Source organism: Pseudomonas sp. BIGb0558 (genome assembly GCF_024807515.1).
GTDB classification, from domain to species: domain Bacteria; phylum Pseudomonadota; class Gammaproteobacteria; order Pseudomonadales; family Pseudomonadaceae; genus Aquipseudomonas; species Aquipseudomonas yamanorum_A.
In genome coordinates this window covers 93142-106547 of sequence record NZ_JANUEW010000016.1, presented here as the reverse complement: position 1 = coordinate 106547, position 13406 = coordinate 93142, and the positions used below count along the sequence as shown (strand labels likewise).

At 61.4% G+C, this 13406-nt stretch carries 11 protein-coding genes; 4 read left to right on the top strand and 7 right to left on the bottom strand.

Annotation, left to right across the window (positions count from 1 at the left end; all coding sequences use genetic code 11):
- Positions 1–156 precede the first annotated feature (156 nt).
- Together tkt and M2400_RS19725 are read left to right on the top strand one after the other, a co-directional pair.
- Positions 157–2223 (top strand): transketolase, encoded by a 2067-nt coding sequence (tkt, locus tag M2400_RS19730; RefSeq protein WP_259197736.1) that lies wholly within the window; start codon positions 157–159, stop codon positions 2221–2223.
- A 107-nt stretch (positions 2224–2330) separates the two neighbouring features.
- Positions 2331–3572 carry a hypothetical protein gene (locus M2400_RS19725; protein ID WP_259197735.1) on the top strand — a complete coding sequence of 414 codons (1242 nt, stop codon included), beginning with the start codon at positions 2331–2333 and terminating at the stop codon, positions 3570–3572.
- Here the strand turns inward: M2400_RS19725 and M2400_RS19720 are convergent, their stop codons facing one another.
- From M2400_RS19720 to gcvA, 3 genes are all read right to left on the bottom strand, one after another.
- The gene (locus M2400_RS19720) at positions 3573–4334 is read right to left on the bottom strand and encodes an SDR family oxidoreductase (protein ID WP_259197733.1); all 762 of its coding nucleotides are present in this window, start codon (positions 4332–4334) and stop codon (positions 3573–3575) included.
- Positions 4335–4374: 40 nt separating this feature from the next.
- Complete coding sequence (locus tag M2400_RS19715) at positions 4375–5202, bottom strand: DMT family transporter (RefSeq protein ID WP_177042450.1); 828 nt, start codon at positions 5200–5202, stop codon at positions 4375–4377.
- A 75-nt stretch (positions 5203–5277) separates the two neighbouring features.
- The gene (gene gcvA / locus M2400_RS19710) at positions 5278–6183 is read right to left on the bottom strand and encodes a transcriptional regulator GcvA (RefSeq protein WP_177042451.1); all 906 of its coding nucleotides are present in this window, start codon (positions 6181–6183) and stop codon (positions 5278–5280) included.
- 335 nt (positions 6184–6518) lie between these two features.
- Here gcvA and M2400_RS19705 point away from each other — a divergent pair, with 335 nt between their 5' ends.
- Positions 6519–7328, top strand: coding sequence for a glycosyltransferase (locus tag M2400_RS19705; protein ID WP_177129484.1), 810 nt, complete (start codon positions 6519–6521; stop codon positions 7326–7328).
- Between the two features lie 81 nt (positions 7329–7409).
- Positions 7410–8213 carry a 2OG-Fe(II) oxygenase gene (locus M2400_RS19700; RefSeq protein WP_177042452.1) on the top strand — a complete coding sequence of 268 codons (804 nt, stop codon included), beginning with the start codon at positions 7410–7412 and terminating at the stop codon, positions 8211–8213.
- A 42-nt stretch (positions 8214–8255) separates the two neighbouring features.
- Here the strand turns inward: M2400_RS19700 and M2400_RS19695 are convergent, their stop codons facing one another.
- The 4 genes from M2400_RS19695 to M2400_RS19680 all read right to left on the bottom strand — a co-directional run bounded on the left by M2400_RS19695 (position 8256) and on the right by M2400_RS19680 (position 13242).
- A complete protein-coding gene (locus tag M2400_RS19695) occupies positions 8256–10313 on the bottom strand; it encodes a methyl-accepting chemotaxis protein (protein ID WP_259197728.1) in 2058 nt (685 codons plus the stop codon).
- A gap of 344 nt (positions 10314–10657) precedes the next feature.
- Positions 10658–11809, bottom strand: a complete 1152-nt coding sequence (gene argE, locus M2400_RS19690) for an acetylornithine deacetylase (protein WP_259197727.1) — start codon at positions 11807–11809, stop codon at positions 10658–10660.
- Positions 11806–12483 (bottom strand): DUF1028 domain-containing protein, encoded by a 678-nt coding sequence (locus M2400_RS19685; RefSeq protein ID WP_259197724.1) that lies wholly within the window; start codon positions 12481–12483, stop codon positions 11806–11808. Before M2400_RS19685 ends, argE begins: the two co-directional genes overlap by 4 nt.
- Positions 12484–12510: 27 nt before the next feature.
- Positions 12511–13242: a class II aldolase and adducin N-terminal domain-containing protein gene (locus tag M2400_RS19680; protein WP_177042456.1), complete on the bottom strand. Its 732-nt coding sequence runs from the start codon at positions 13240–13242 to the stop codon at positions 12511–12513.
- Positions 13243–13406 lie beyond the last annotated feature (164 nt).

The following is a 13406-nucleotide window of genomic DNA, read 5'->3' as shown; positions in this document are numbered from 1 at the left end:
GCACCTTGAAGCTAGCCCATCTGGCGGGCTCTTGTCATGTTTGAGATCAACCTGTCGCGTTTGAGTCCCCGTTCGTCGCTGGGCAGACGATTTCATAAAACCTTTGGCCCACCCTGGCCTCCACTGTAGATCGTCACCCGATGGAGAACAGGTTCCATGAATCACGCTGCCAACGCTGTCGACACCCAGTGCATCAACACCATTCGCACCCTGGCCATGGACGCCGTGCAAAAGGCCAACTCCGGCCACCCCGGCACGCCCATGGGCCTGGCGCCCGTCGGCTACACCCTGTGGAGCCGCTTCCTGCGGTATCACCCCGAGCACCCCGACTGGCCCAACCGCGACCGTTTCGTGTTGTCGGTAGGCCATGCGTCGATGCTGTTGTATTCGCTGCTGCACCTGGCGGGCGTGGTGGAGATTGACGCACACGGTAAGCGCTCCGGCCAGCCGGCCATCAGCCTGGACGACATCAAGCAGTTCCGGCAGATGAGTTCGAAAACCCCCGGCCACCCCGAATACCGCATGACCACCGGCGTGGAAACCACCACCGGGCCACTCGGCCAGGGCTGCGCCAACAGCGTCGGCATGGCGATGGCCGAGCGTTGGCTGGCCAAGCGTTTCAACCATGACGACCAGGTGCTGTTCGACTACAACGTGTACACCCTGTGCGGCGACGGCGACATGATGGAAGGCATCAGCAGCGAGGCCGCCTCCATTGCCGGGCACTTGAAGCTGGATAACCTGTGCTGGATCTACGACAACAACACCATCAGCATCGAAGGCCACACCGAACTGGCCTTCAGCGAAGACGTGATCAAGCGTTTCCAGGCCTACGGCTGGCACACCCTGCACGTCACCGATGCGAATAACCTGCTGGCCCTGAGCGATGCCCTGAGCACGTTTCAGAAAAACACCGGGGCACCGACCCTGATCGTGGTCGACAGCGTGATTGGCTACGGCTCGCCCCACAAGCACAACACCGCTTCGGCCCATGGCGAACCCTTGGGCGAAGAAGAAATCCGCCTGACCAAAGCCGCCTACGGCTGGCCCGAAGACTCAAGCTTCCTGGTGCCGGATGAGGCGCGCACGGTCCTGCGGGATGCGCTGCTGGCGCGCAGCAAGCCGCTGTATGAACAATGGACGCAAACCCTGTCCCACCTGGAACAGTACGAGCCGGAACTGGCCGATGAACTGCGGCGCATGCGCGCGGGTGAAATGCCCGAGCATTGGCAGGACCCATTGCCAAGCTTTGCCAGCGATGCCAAGGGTGTCGCCAGCCGCGCAGCCGGTGGTGAGGTGTTGAACGCGTTTGCCCAACAGATCCCGTGGTTGCTGGGGGGCTCGGCCGATTTGTCGCCGTCCACCAAGACCAACCTGACCTTCGACGGCGCCGGGCGTTTCAGCGCCGAGAACTATGGCGGGCGCAACCTGCACTTCGGCATTCGTGAACATGCCATGGGCGCGATTGCCAACGGCATGGCGCTGTCGTACCTGCGGCCCTACACCTCGACGTTCCTGGTGTTCAGCGACTACATGAAACCGCCGATTCGCCTCGCGGCGATCATGGAGTTGCCAGTGGTGTTCGTGTTTACCCACGACTCGATTGGCGTCGGCGAAGACGGCCCCACTCACCAGCCCATCGAACACCTGACCCAACTGCGGGCCACGCCGGGCTTGCTGACCCTGCGCCCGGGGGATGCGAATGAAACCCTGGAAGCCTGGAAAATCGCCCTGGCCCAGACCCATCGGCCGACGTGTGTGGTGCTGTCGCGGCAAAACCTGCCGACCCTGGACCGCACGAAATACGCCGCCGCCTCGGGCACGTCCCGTGGTGCTTATGTGCTGGCCGGCGCCGAGAAGCCCCAGGTGATCCTGATCGCTACCGGCAGTGAGGTCAGCCTGGCCGTAGACGCCTATGAGCAGTTGAAATCCGAGGGCGTGGCGGCGCAAGTGGTGTCGATGCCGAGCTGGGAGTTGTTCGAAGAACAGGACCAGGCCTACCGCGACAGCGTACTGCCCCCAACGGTGAAAGCCCGGTTGGTGGTGGAACAGGCAGGCCCCCTGGGCTGGGATCGCTACGTGGGGCAGACCGGGGCGAAAGTGGTGATGAACAGCTTTGGCGCCTCGGCTCCGCTGTCCAAGTTGCAGACCAAGTTCGGCTTTACCCTGGAGAACGTGGTGAAACTGGCGAAAGAGCAAGTCAAGCTCAACGCCACGGGCTAGGCACAGGCACGAGGCGATGAAGGATCAGTAGAGGGAAGCGTGCAAGTTCTGGATAATGGCCGCCGCGTGACCGCACGCCCAGCCAAACGATACGGAAATCTTGCCCGATGAAATTACTGCCCCTTCTCGCCTCTGCCCTGCTGCTTCCGTCAATTGCCCATGCCGGCGATGCGGCGCTGGACGACACACTCAAGGCCTTCAGCCGGTGTGACGCCAGCTTCTTCTCAAGCCTCAAGGCCCACAGCGATGCCTGGAAAGCCTACGCACCGCTGCAGCAGGACAAGGATACCGCGTGGATTACCGTAGCCAACCGTGCCAGCCGTTCCGGTAACACGGTGGCCCTGCGTAACCTGCCCCCTGTCGCCGGGATGAAACTGCTGTCCTATTTCGACGAGAGCACCGACCTCGGCAACGTGGGCTACTACTTCTACTGGGGTTTCATGGTCGATGGCAGTCCGGACGACGTAGCCAAACGCCTCGGCCCGCTGCTTGAAAAACCCGCCCTTCTGAAGAAAATCGACACGGCTTACGTGCGCAGTGAACTGCGGTTTCGCGACAACTGGGTGAGCATCGAGCCGATGCCGGGCAGCGCCCCTGGCAAGTCGCGGGTAGAGCGCGTATTGCTGCTGGAACCGGAAGGCGCACAAACCCGCCTGAGCTGCTCGGTGCAAGGCGCCGTCGACGCCGCGCTGCTGGTGCAATTGCGTCCGGACATCCCGCCGGCCGAGTACCCGCAAACACGCCTGGAAAAGGCGATCGGCGATGTCCCCGTGCCGCAGGAACTGCTGAAGAAACTCGACTCGCCCCTGCTGGCGCCAAAATTCAAATCGTTGACCTACACCTACACGACACAACCGGTGGGAGCCACCAAGCGGGACTCGAAGTCGGTGGAGTACAAGGTCGAGAATGGCCTGCTGAACAAAACAGAGAACTACAGCAGCTTCCGGGTCGAACGGGTGACCAAGGCCGACCTGATCCAGCTGAAGGCGAAGATGATCGGCCTCGGCGATGACAGCGTGCTGCAAACCAGCGAAATGGAATTCAAGGCGCCCCAAAGCTGGAGCCCGGGCCAGACCCTCAGTGCACGACTGCTCATGAAGCATGTGCCGGCCAAGCCCGGCGACGAGCCCTTCAAGACTCAACTGGAATGCACCGTGGGCGAACGCATGCCTGCCCGCCAGGTATTCGCCTCGCTGCCGGGGGATGCCATCAAGCTTGCGTGTGTCCAGGGCGAAATCCGCACATCCCAGGTCTTTGTAGAAGACCTGGGCCTCGCCATTACGCTGGAGTCAACGTCCGGTGCCGACCATGACGTGTACGAAATCACCGCCCTGGAGGTGGTGCGCTGATCACTTGCCGCCGGTGACATCCAGGAAGGTGCCCGTGATGAAGGATGCCTCGGCGCCGGCCAGCCACAGGATCGCCCGCGCCACTTCTTCGGGCTGACCGCCCCGGCCCATGGGGATCGAATCCTTCACGCGGTCAACCCGCCCCGGCTCCCCGCCGCTGGCGTGGATGTCGGTGTAGATATGCCCGGGACGAATACAGTTGACGCGTATTCCCTCCCGGGCGACTTCCTTGGCAAACCCGATGGTAAAGGTCTCAAGCGCACCCTTCGACGCCGCGTAGTCGACGTATTCATTGGGGCTTCCGAGCCGGGCCGAGGCCGACGAGAGATTGATCACCGAGCCGCCGCGCCCCTCGTGACGGAACGACATACGCTTCACCGCTTGTTGGGCACACAGCATCGGACCGATCGCGTTGACCGCAAAAATCCGCTGCATCCGCTCGAACGCCAGGTCCTCTACCCGGGACTGCAAGGCGTTGATCCCTGCGTTGTTGACCAGCACATCGATGCGGCCGAATGCCCGGTCGATCGCGGCGAACAGTTGAATGACCTGCTCCGGGTCGGCGCTGTCGGCGCGCACGGCCAGCCCCCGGCGCCCCACCGCCTCGATATCCGCCACCACCCCAAGGGCAGCAGCCTCATCGGAAACGAAGCTGATCGCCACGTCATAACCTTGTGCGGCGGCCAGCCGCGCAGTGGCGGCACCTACGCCACGACTTCCACCCGTTATCAGAATCAGCGGTGCCTGCGAGACGGTATCCATTGAGCGAACCTTCATGTGGTGGGGAAAGCGTTACCTGGCCTCAGCCGATAAGGAAGGTGCCGGTGGCAATCACCACGCACGCCAGTACCTTTCGAACCGTCAATGTCTCGCCCAGGAAGAAATAACCGATCAGCGCCGCAAACAACACGCTGGTTTCACGCAGGGCCGACACCGCGCCCATGGGCGCGCCGGCCATGGCGTAGATGATGATTCCGTAGGCCAGGAGCGACACCAGCCCACCGGCGAAGGCCGTGAAAAACCCGGGCCGCAGGCTGAACAGACTTTTCGGCCCGCGCAGGCCGATATACACCGCCGGCATCAACACGCCCCACAAGGCGCACATCCACACGGTGTAGGCCATCGGGGCACCCGACAGGCGTGCGCCAATCCCATCCGTCACGCTGTAAGCGGCAATGAAACACCCGGTGCCCAAGGCGTAAGGCAGGCTGGGAACGGCCAGCCGGCGGCCCCTGAACGCCAGGGAAATGATGCCGCCCGATACCAGCGCAATGCCCAGCAATGAGCTGGCCGACACGCTCTCCCCGGCAAACACCGCGGCGCCAAGGGTGATCAGCACCGGCGAGGAGCCACGTGAAATCGGATAGGTTTGCCCCAGGTCGCCCACCTTGTAGCTGCGCACCAGGAACAGGTTATAGCCAACGTGCAGCACCGCCGACAGCACCACATAAAACCAGCTGGCCGGTGCCGGCGGCTCCAGGAACACCGCAACTGCGGCGCTGGCGATGGCCACCGCCAGGCACATGACCGTCATCGACCAGAGCCGGTCGGCGCCGCCACGCAGCAGCGCGTTCCAACTGGCATGCAGTAAGGCGGCGAAGAGAACCAGGAGAATGATGTGATAAGGCATGCGCCGATCTTAAGCAAAGTGGCGCGTTAAATGTAACAAAGTCTCCTCATTCAACAATGAGCATTTCCTCATGCTTTATTCATACGCCAACCCGGCGTTCACCGCCTCCTGCATCAGCCATTCACGAAAGCTGACGATGTGTGGCCGGGACTCGATGCCCTTGGGGCAGACAAAGTAATAGGCCACCGGCGACGGAAACGGCACGTCGAACAACTTGACCAGGCTGCCGTCCCGGAGCTCCGATTCCACATGCCCGCTGCGCGCCAACGCAATGCCCTGGCCGAGCAATGCGGCCTCGATCGTCATGTTGGTATCCGCAAACCTGACGCTCTCCTTGAGCGGCGAAATCCCCAGCCCGACGTGCTGGAACCAGACTTCCCATTTCGGCACCAGATCCGCGCCGTCCCGCGTCAACAAGGGATAGCGCAGCAGTTCCGCGGGCGTGCGCGGCATGCCAAAACGGTTTAACAAGTCAGGACTGGCCACCGGAAAAATCTGCTCCCGGAAGAGAAACTCCGAGTACAGGGCCGGGTAATTGCCATTGCCGAAGCGAATCGCCACATCCGCCTCCGCACTTGAGAAGTTGATGGCTTTGTCGCTGGAGTCCAGCGTGACCAGTATTTCAGGATGCCGCTGGGCCAGGCTCGGCAACCGTGGCAGCAGCCATTTCAGCGCGAAGGAATAAGTGGTGCTGACCTTGAGCCGAACCCGGCCCTTCTGCTCTCGCAGGTCTGCGAGTGTGGTCTCAAGGTTCATGAAGAACTCGCGCACGATCGGCGCCAGGGCCGCCCCGGCAGGCGTCAGGCTGAGGGACTTGCCCCGCTGGAACAGCTGCAATCCCCAGAGTGCTTCGAGATGCTTGAGCTGATGGCTGACGGCACTTTGGGTGACATGCAGCTCTTGCGAGGCCGAGGTAAAGGTGGCGTGCCGCGTCGCAACTTCAAAGGCACGCAATGTCGAGGTGGGTGGCAGGTCTTTCATGGCATCGCATCACCGCTTATGAACAGATGCTCATGATAGAACATCTATCCATTATGCGGTTGCCCTACAGCCCGCATAAAAACCAAGATTTTATCCACTGCATTTTCATACTTATTTCACATTCACTTATTTATAAAGCGGGCCTAAATAACGCAGCCCGTTCCACAGTTGTTAATTGAGTATCTAAATATGTCAGGCGCAACACAATCAGCAACAATCACATACATAGCCACACGTCATTTTCACGCCAATTGCTTTGTTAAAAATGAAACTCAAGGACAACTAAGAACAAGGATTTTTTACCCTCATACACACCCACTCTGAGTACGTGAATGATGAGTAAATCCGATATACCCAGCGAACTCCCAATGCCATTCAGCATAGTGCTTGTCAATTATAAAACGCCTGAAATCACCAAGATCTGCCTGGAGCTATTGCACCAGCATATTGACCCCCGCCGCACGCCTGTCTGGGTGGTCGACAACTATTCAGGCGATGAAAGCACCGAGTATTTGCGAACACTTGACTGGATCAACTTGATCGAGCGGACCACTTCCGAGCCCGAGCCGGGCCATATCGCCCATGGCAAAGCACTGGATAAGGTGCTGGAGCGCGTTGACACTGATTACTTATTGCTGATTCACACGGACACCTTCATTTTCGACAAGAACGTTTTTCCGATGATGCTGAACAAGTGCATCAACTATCCAGACGTCGCAGCAGTGGGTTGTGTAGAGCAACTCAATCGCGGCCCCACCAGAACGTTCTGGCGTTTCAGCTCGCGCCTGTTCAAGCATTATTTCCGACGCCTGAAAATTGCCCTGGGGCTACGTTCAAGAGAACCCAAGCCCTACCGGGAACTCTACCTGAAGAGCTTTTGCACCTTATGGAATTGCAAGCTCATCAAGCAACATGGCCTGCACTTTTCAATGGATGACCGTGTGCCCGGCTATACACTTCAAGATCGCATGACTGCACTCGGCTACAGCGTTGAAATGCTGCCGCCGCGCAAAATCTTCAGTTACCTGGATCACATCCAGGCCGGGACCGTTTCGGCGGCGGGTGGCTATGGCGCAACCCACAGGCGAACCAGGATGTATAACAACATTCTCAGGCGCCTTAACAAGGACGCCCTTGGTGCCTAGGCTTCGGCAACACGCGACCGGGGCCAGTCCGAGCGTGATCGAAGGCCTTCACAGCGCTTTATTTTCAGAATCGGAGCGGTAATGGCACCTATCACCCAAACGCTACCCATGACCCTTTCTCCAGCGCTCGACTTCGATCAGAAGGCGGCCAGCGAGCTAGGTACGTCATTGAGCAGTCTGTATGTGCAGGCCACGCCGTTTGCGCACATCGTCATCGATGATTTCCTGCAGGACGAGCTGATCGCGAGCATTTGCTCGCACTTCCCCGTTGAGCCAACCCATAACGAAACGCTGTATGAGCGCGGCTATAAAGGCCAGCGCAAACGTCAAATCAGCCCGAACGAATGTGATCCCTATTTAAAATCGGTGTTCAACGCTTTCAACTCGGCGCCCATGTTGCAGTTTCTGGAACATCTCACGGGCATCGACGGCTTGATACCCGACCCCTACTTCACCGGTGGCGGGCTGCATGAAACAAAAAGCGGCGGCTATCTGGGCGTGCACTCCGACTTCAGGCTCAACAAGAAACTCAATATTGAGCGCAGGCTGAATATCATCATTTACCTGAATGAAAACTGGCAGGAGGCCTATGGCGGCAACCTGGAGCTTTGGGATGCCGGGATGAAAACCTGCCTCAAGAAAGTGCTACCCGTGTACAACCGTTGTGTCATTTTCAATACAGACAAAGACAGCAATCACGGACACCCAGAACCGTTGACCACGCCGGAACACATCACGCGCAAATCCATAGCGCTGTATTACTACACTGCCTCGGCCGGGGCGATCGACCCGGCACAAAGAAACAAAACCCACTACAAACCCCGGCCAAAAGACCGTCTAAGCCTCAAGTACTACATCAACAAGCTTCTCAAGAAGAAAAACTAGCCAGGGTCGGCCTGGGTCGGGTATCCCCGACCTCCTGCCCCATCAACCCAACCGAAACCGCGCGGTGTTGTCACTCAACGCGCGGCTGCCTTTGCTCAAGGTGTCTGCGGCCTGGTTCACCGCCCGCGCGCCATCCAGCAAGCGCCCTGCGGCCTGGTCCACCTGCTGGATATTGCCGCTTACCTCGTCCGCCGTTGCCGCTTGCTCCTCCACCGCCGTGGCAATCTGCGCCAGGGTGTCGGTGACACTCTGCACTGCGCTGGCGATCTCGCCCAAGCGATGGCCCAGGCCGGTGACGGACTCGGCGTCGGTCACCGCCTGCTCACAGGCCGCGCCCATCAGCGTGACTGCCTGGCTCACTGTCGAGCGCAGACTGTCCACCGTCCCGGCGATCTGCGCCGTGGAGGCCTGGGTGCGTTGTGACAGGCTGCGCACTTCATCGGCCACCACCGCAAAACCCCGGCCCTGCTCGCCAGCCCGTGCGGCCTCGATGGCAGCGTTAAGCGCCAGCAAGTTAGTCTGCTCGGCAATCCCGCGAATGGTGTCGACCACCGACTGGATCTGCTGGCCCTGCTGGCTGACCCGCTCCAGTGCGTCGGAGGTGTCGCTCAAGCGCTGGTTGAGCTGTTGAATACTGGCGGTAGTGCGCTGGCTGTCGCGGCTGCTGTCCTCGGCAATCTGCCGGGTTTTCTGCGCGCTGCCGGAAGCCTGCTCGCAGCTTCTGGCGACGCCCATGGAGGTGGCGGCCAACTGCGTGGCGGCCGCGGCGATCTGGCTGATTTGCTGTTGCTGGTCTTCCACTTCGGTCAGCGTGCTGCCCGATTGCGAATTCAGCGTCAGCACCGCAGAGCCCAACTGCTGCGTCTCGTGGTTGACGCCCAACAGGCTTGCGCGCAATTGCACCACGGCCACGTTGAGCGCAGTGCTGATCGCCGCCAGTTCGTCGCGCCCTTCCACCGCCACCTCCACGCACAAATTGCCGTCACGCAGGGATTCGGCCAGGGTGGTGATGCCACTGGCACTGCGGCGGATCGACGCCTGCAGGCACACGAACAGGTACAAGGCCGCCAACGCCAACACACTGAACGTCACCGCCACCGGGATGAATTGCTTGAGGGAACTGTCGCGGTAGTAACCCAGGCGCGCATCCAGCGAGGTCAGCGACTGGTTACGCAGCGCCCCCAGGGTGCCGAGCATGCCATCCACACTGCGTTCGAAGGCGCTGGTGTCGAGCTTGATGGTGCCGCCGAACACGCCTTCGTCCAGGGCTTTGAGCTCGCTGTCCAGGCGTTGCAGGCTGTCGTCGTATTGCGCGATCCAGGGTTGCAGCCCCGGGTATTGTTTGGCCTTCAGCGATGCAGCGGCCTTGACCAACTGGTCCCGGGCATCGCCGATGCGCCCGCGCAGGTCGCGCATCTGCAAACGGCTTTGCAGGGTGAACTGGCCCGACGCGATGGAGGACTGGCCGACGCTTGCCATGCGCCCGATGCGTTCGATCAGGTCGGGGGTCTGCTGGGTGGATATCTGCATCAACAGGTAGGTTTCAAGCCACGGGTCGAGGATCAAACCGGCGTCCATGGTGATCTGTTCCCGCAGGGTTTGCATCGCGCTCAGGGCAGAGGTGAAGCGGTCGTAACCGTCCGGCCACCAGCCCACAGTACGCAGGGCCTGGGAGTCCATGCCAGTGACCGAGGCCTGCAACGCTTCGAAGCGCGCAACGGTGTCTGCGCTGGCGTTCTGGGCTTTCAGCGCCTCGCCCAGGGCCTGCACGCTTTGCAGGATCAGCGGGAAATTGCTGTCCACTGCGGTCATCGCGGCTTTGGCGGCGGGTGTCTGGTCGTGGAGGATGTCGGCAGCTTTCCAGCGCGCTGCCAGGTTGCGCTGGGCAGTGAGCTGGGCGTCCAGGGCATCCAGGGCCAGCAGTTCGCGCACGCCGGATTGCTCGTTTGAAATGACCGTCAGCTTGGTGCGGTACTCCTGCGCGATCATCCACAAGCTGCCCGCCAGGGGCAGCATGAACAGAAAAAACAGGATCTGGAACTTGCGCGCAAATCCGAAACGTCCGAGCAGGCGGATTCCCGGCGACAAGAGGCTTTGCATGTCCGACTACTCCTAGAACCACTCGCCTGAGCGGCGAATCAAGCTTTGAAATGACTGACGGCAAAATGCCATGTCATTGATTAAGCTGGCTCAAGCAAGAAACGGACCGCCGGGCAAAGGCCGCAGATCAGACGGGGCATCGCTGAACAATCTGCGAGGTGTGCGCGAAAATGGGGCAAAAGCACTCAGCAGCGGTGGCAGAACGGTAACCCTCTGTGGCGAGGGAGCTTGCTCCCGCGGGGGTGCGTAGCAGCCCCAAAATCCTGGGAGTGCTGCGCACTCCAGCGGGAGCAAGCTCCCTCGCCACAGGGTTAGTGTTTGCTGGGCAGGTGGGGTGAGTCAGGTTACTGGCTCACAAACTCCAGCACCCGCTCCAGCATCCGGTCACAGGCCTCAAGCTGCGCAACGCTGATGAACTCATCAGGCTTGTGCCCCTGCTCCATGCTGCCCGGTCCGCATACCACGGTGGGAATCCCCGCCTGGTTAAACAACCCGCCTTCGCTGCCGAACGCCACCGTGCCGTATTCCCGGGAGCCACAGAAACCGGCGACCCACTCGGCCGCCTGGCTTTGCGCCGCGGTCGACAACCCCGGGTAACTCGACAGCTCGCTGAAGTGAATCGCGCACTGCGCACTCACGGCCTGCATCGCGGGCAATAAAGTGTGCTCGGCATAACCGCGCAGCCGGTCCGCGACCTGCCAGGGATCCTGCGCCGGCAGCGAGCGCACTTCAAAATCGAAACTGCAGTGCTGCGGCACGATATTCAGCGCCTTGCCACCCGCAATCATGCCGGTCTGCACCGTGGAAAACGGCGGATCAAAACTCCGGTCGTGGTGTTGCGGCGCCTTGAGTTCTTCACCGAGCCGGCCCAGTTCGATGATCAATTGCGCAGCATATTCGATGGCGTTCACCCCCGACGGCGCATACGCCGAATGGCACGCCGCGCCGTGCACCTCGCAGCGCATCGCCAACTTGCCCTTGTGGCCCAGCACCGGCTTGAGTTCGGTGGGTTCGCCGATCACGCACAGCAGCGGTTTGACCGGGTTCGCGTGGAAGGCTTCGATCAGCGAACGCACGCCCAGGCAGCCCACCTCTTCATCGTAAGACAGCGCGATATGCACCGGCATGCGCAGCGCTGCCTGTACCAGCGCCGGCACGCTGGCCAGCACACAGGCGATGTAGCCTTTCATGTCGGCGGTGCCACGGCCGTACAACTTGCCGTCCTTCTCGGTCAGCTCGAACGGTGCAACGCTCCAGCGCTGGCCGTCCACGGGCACCACGTCGGTGTGGCCCGACAGCACGATGCCCGGCACGTCCGCCGGGCCGATGGTCGCCAACAGATTGGCCTTGCTCTTTTGCTCGTTGAACAACAACTCGCAGCTCACGCCGTGGTGCTGCAGGTAGTTGCGCACGAAGTCGATCAGCGCCAGGTTGGATTCTCGGCTGGTGGTGTCGAAGCTGACCAGTTGCGCCAGCAGCTCGCGGCTGCGGTTCATCGCGCATCCCCCGGCACGCCGTAACCCGGGGCGCTTTGCGGGTTGATGGCGCGGTCGATGTAGTCCTGCATTTGCCCGCGATAGGCCTGCCAGAGTTGGTCGAGGGCGCCGATCGGGTCTGTGTCGGCCCAGTCCACCCGCAGGTTGACGATGGGCCACAGGTGATCGCCGACCACCACCAGCGCGGCCGAATGCACCGGCCCCGCCTCGCCGCCCCCGGCCACACCCGCCTGCATGGCGGCGAGCAGTCGGTCGGCGAGGTGCCCTGGCGCGTCTTCAAAGGCGCGCACCATGGCCTCGATCACGCCGGTATTGGCCAGCATATTTCCCGCGGCCACGCACTGCTCACCGCTGACCGCATGATGAATGCCCAGGGTGTGTACGCCGCTGAAATGCGCGGTTTTGCCGGCACTGTCAATGGCGGTCGCCTGGCGATACTCACTGTGGCTTTGCGGGGTAAGCACCGCAGCCAGTGCATCACCGGGTGCCATGCCTTCAGCCAGCAGGTCCAGGGCTTGCGGGCCGAGCGCCGGCAAGGTGATGTTCTGCGACGCCACCGCACCCACGCCCGGGCGCAACCAGGGGCAACGGGCGCCCACGGCAATGCTCGACGAGCTGATAGCGATACCCAGCTGGCCGGTTTCGGCACAGCGGGCGACAACCGAAAAGGTCATGGGGAATCCTGCCTCTGAGGGGTCAAGTCAATCGAGCAACGAAGGGTCCGCGTCGATCATCAGTTGCTTCATTTCTTCAAAATGCCGTTGCGAGAAATCCGTGATGCCTTCCCAGCCCCGTGCAGTTTTTTCCGCCACCTCGTCAGACAGTACCCGCAGCGGTTGGCCGGTGGACCACGCCGTGACGAGGATCTGGCAGGCGCGCTCCAGGGTCCAGATATCGTCGAATGCCTCGCCGATGGAGGTGGCCGTGACCATCACCCCATGGTTGCCCATCAGCAAGCGGCTCTTGCCGTCCAACAACCCGGCCAGGCGCTCGCCTTCGGCCTCGGTGTCGGCCATGCCACCGTACAATTCATCTACCGCCACGCGATTGAAATAGCGCGCGGTGTTCTGGTCGATCGGCGGGACATGCGGCCTGGCCAGGCAGGCGACGGCCGTGGTGTACACCGGGTGCAGGTGCAGCACGGCGCGGGTTTGTGGCAACAAGCGGTGGATCTGCCCGTGGATCGACCAGGCGGTGGCATCCACGTCCGGGTGATCGGCGCCGCAGGCGTCGTCGGCGTTCAACAGCAGCAGGTCACTGGCGCGGATGCGCGAGAAGTGCTTCCACTTCGGGTTGAGCAGAAACTGTTTGCCGTCGGCCGACACCGCCGCGCTGAAATGGTTGGCCACTGCCTCGTGCATGCCCAGGTGCGCAACGATGCGGAAGGTGGCGGCCAGGTCGATGCGGGTTTGCTCTTCAAGTGATAACGCCATATTGCTTTCTCCGCAGGGCGATTAGATGGCGAGGGGTTTATTGTGGTGAGGGAGCTTGCTGTGGCGAGGGAGCTTGCTCCCGCTGGACTGCGCAGCAGTCCCATTCGCTTGGATAACGCGAGGGGGCCGCTTCGCGGCCCAGCGGGAGCAAGCTCCCTCGCCAC

Bases quoted from the DNA above. Each gene is read 5' to 3' on its own strand.
- gcvA (WP_177042451.1), bottom strand. From the start codon at position 6,183: ATGAAAGACCTGCCACCCACCTCGACATTGCGTGCCTTTGAAGTTGCG.
- M2400_RS19680 (WP_177042456.1), bottom strand. From the start codon at position 13,242: ATGGCGTTATCACTTGAAGAGCAAACCCGCATCGACCTGGCCGCCACC.
- argE (WP_259197727.1), bottom strand. From the start codon at position 11,809: ATGAACCGCAGCCGCGAGCTGCTGGCGCAACTGGTCAGCTTCGACACC.
- M2400_RS19700 (WP_177042452.1), top strand. From the start codon at position 7,410: ATGGCACCTATCACCCAAACGCTACCCATGACCCTTTCTCCAGCGCTC.
- M2400_RS19705 (WP_177129484.1), top strand. From the start codon at position 6,519: ATGAGTAAATCCGATATACCCAGCGAACTCCCAATGCCATTCAGCATA.
- tkt (WP_259197736.1), top strand. From the start codon at position 157: ATGAATCACGCTGCCAACGCTGTCGACACCCAGTGCATCAACACCATT.
- M2400_RS19720 (WP_259197733.1), bottom strand. From the start codon at position 4,334: ATGGATACCGTCTCGCAGGCACCGCTGATTCTGATAACGGGTGGAAGT.
- M2400_RS19715 (WP_177042450.1), bottom strand. From the start codon at position 5,202: ATGCCTTATCACATCATTCTCCTGGTTCTCTTCGCCGCCTTACTGCAT.
- M2400_RS19695 (WP_259197728.1), bottom strand. From the start codon at position 10,313: ATGCAAAGCCTCTTGTCGCCGGGAATCCGCCTGCTCGGACGTTTCGGA.
- M2400_RS19685 (WP_259197724.1), bottom strand. From the start codon at position 12,483: ATGACCTTTTCGGTTGTCGCCCGCTGTGCCGAAACCGGCCAGCTGGGT.
- M2400_RS19725 (WP_259197735.1), top strand. From the start codon at position 2,331: ATGAAATTACTGCCCCTTCTCGCCTCTGCCCTGCTGCTTCCGTCAATT.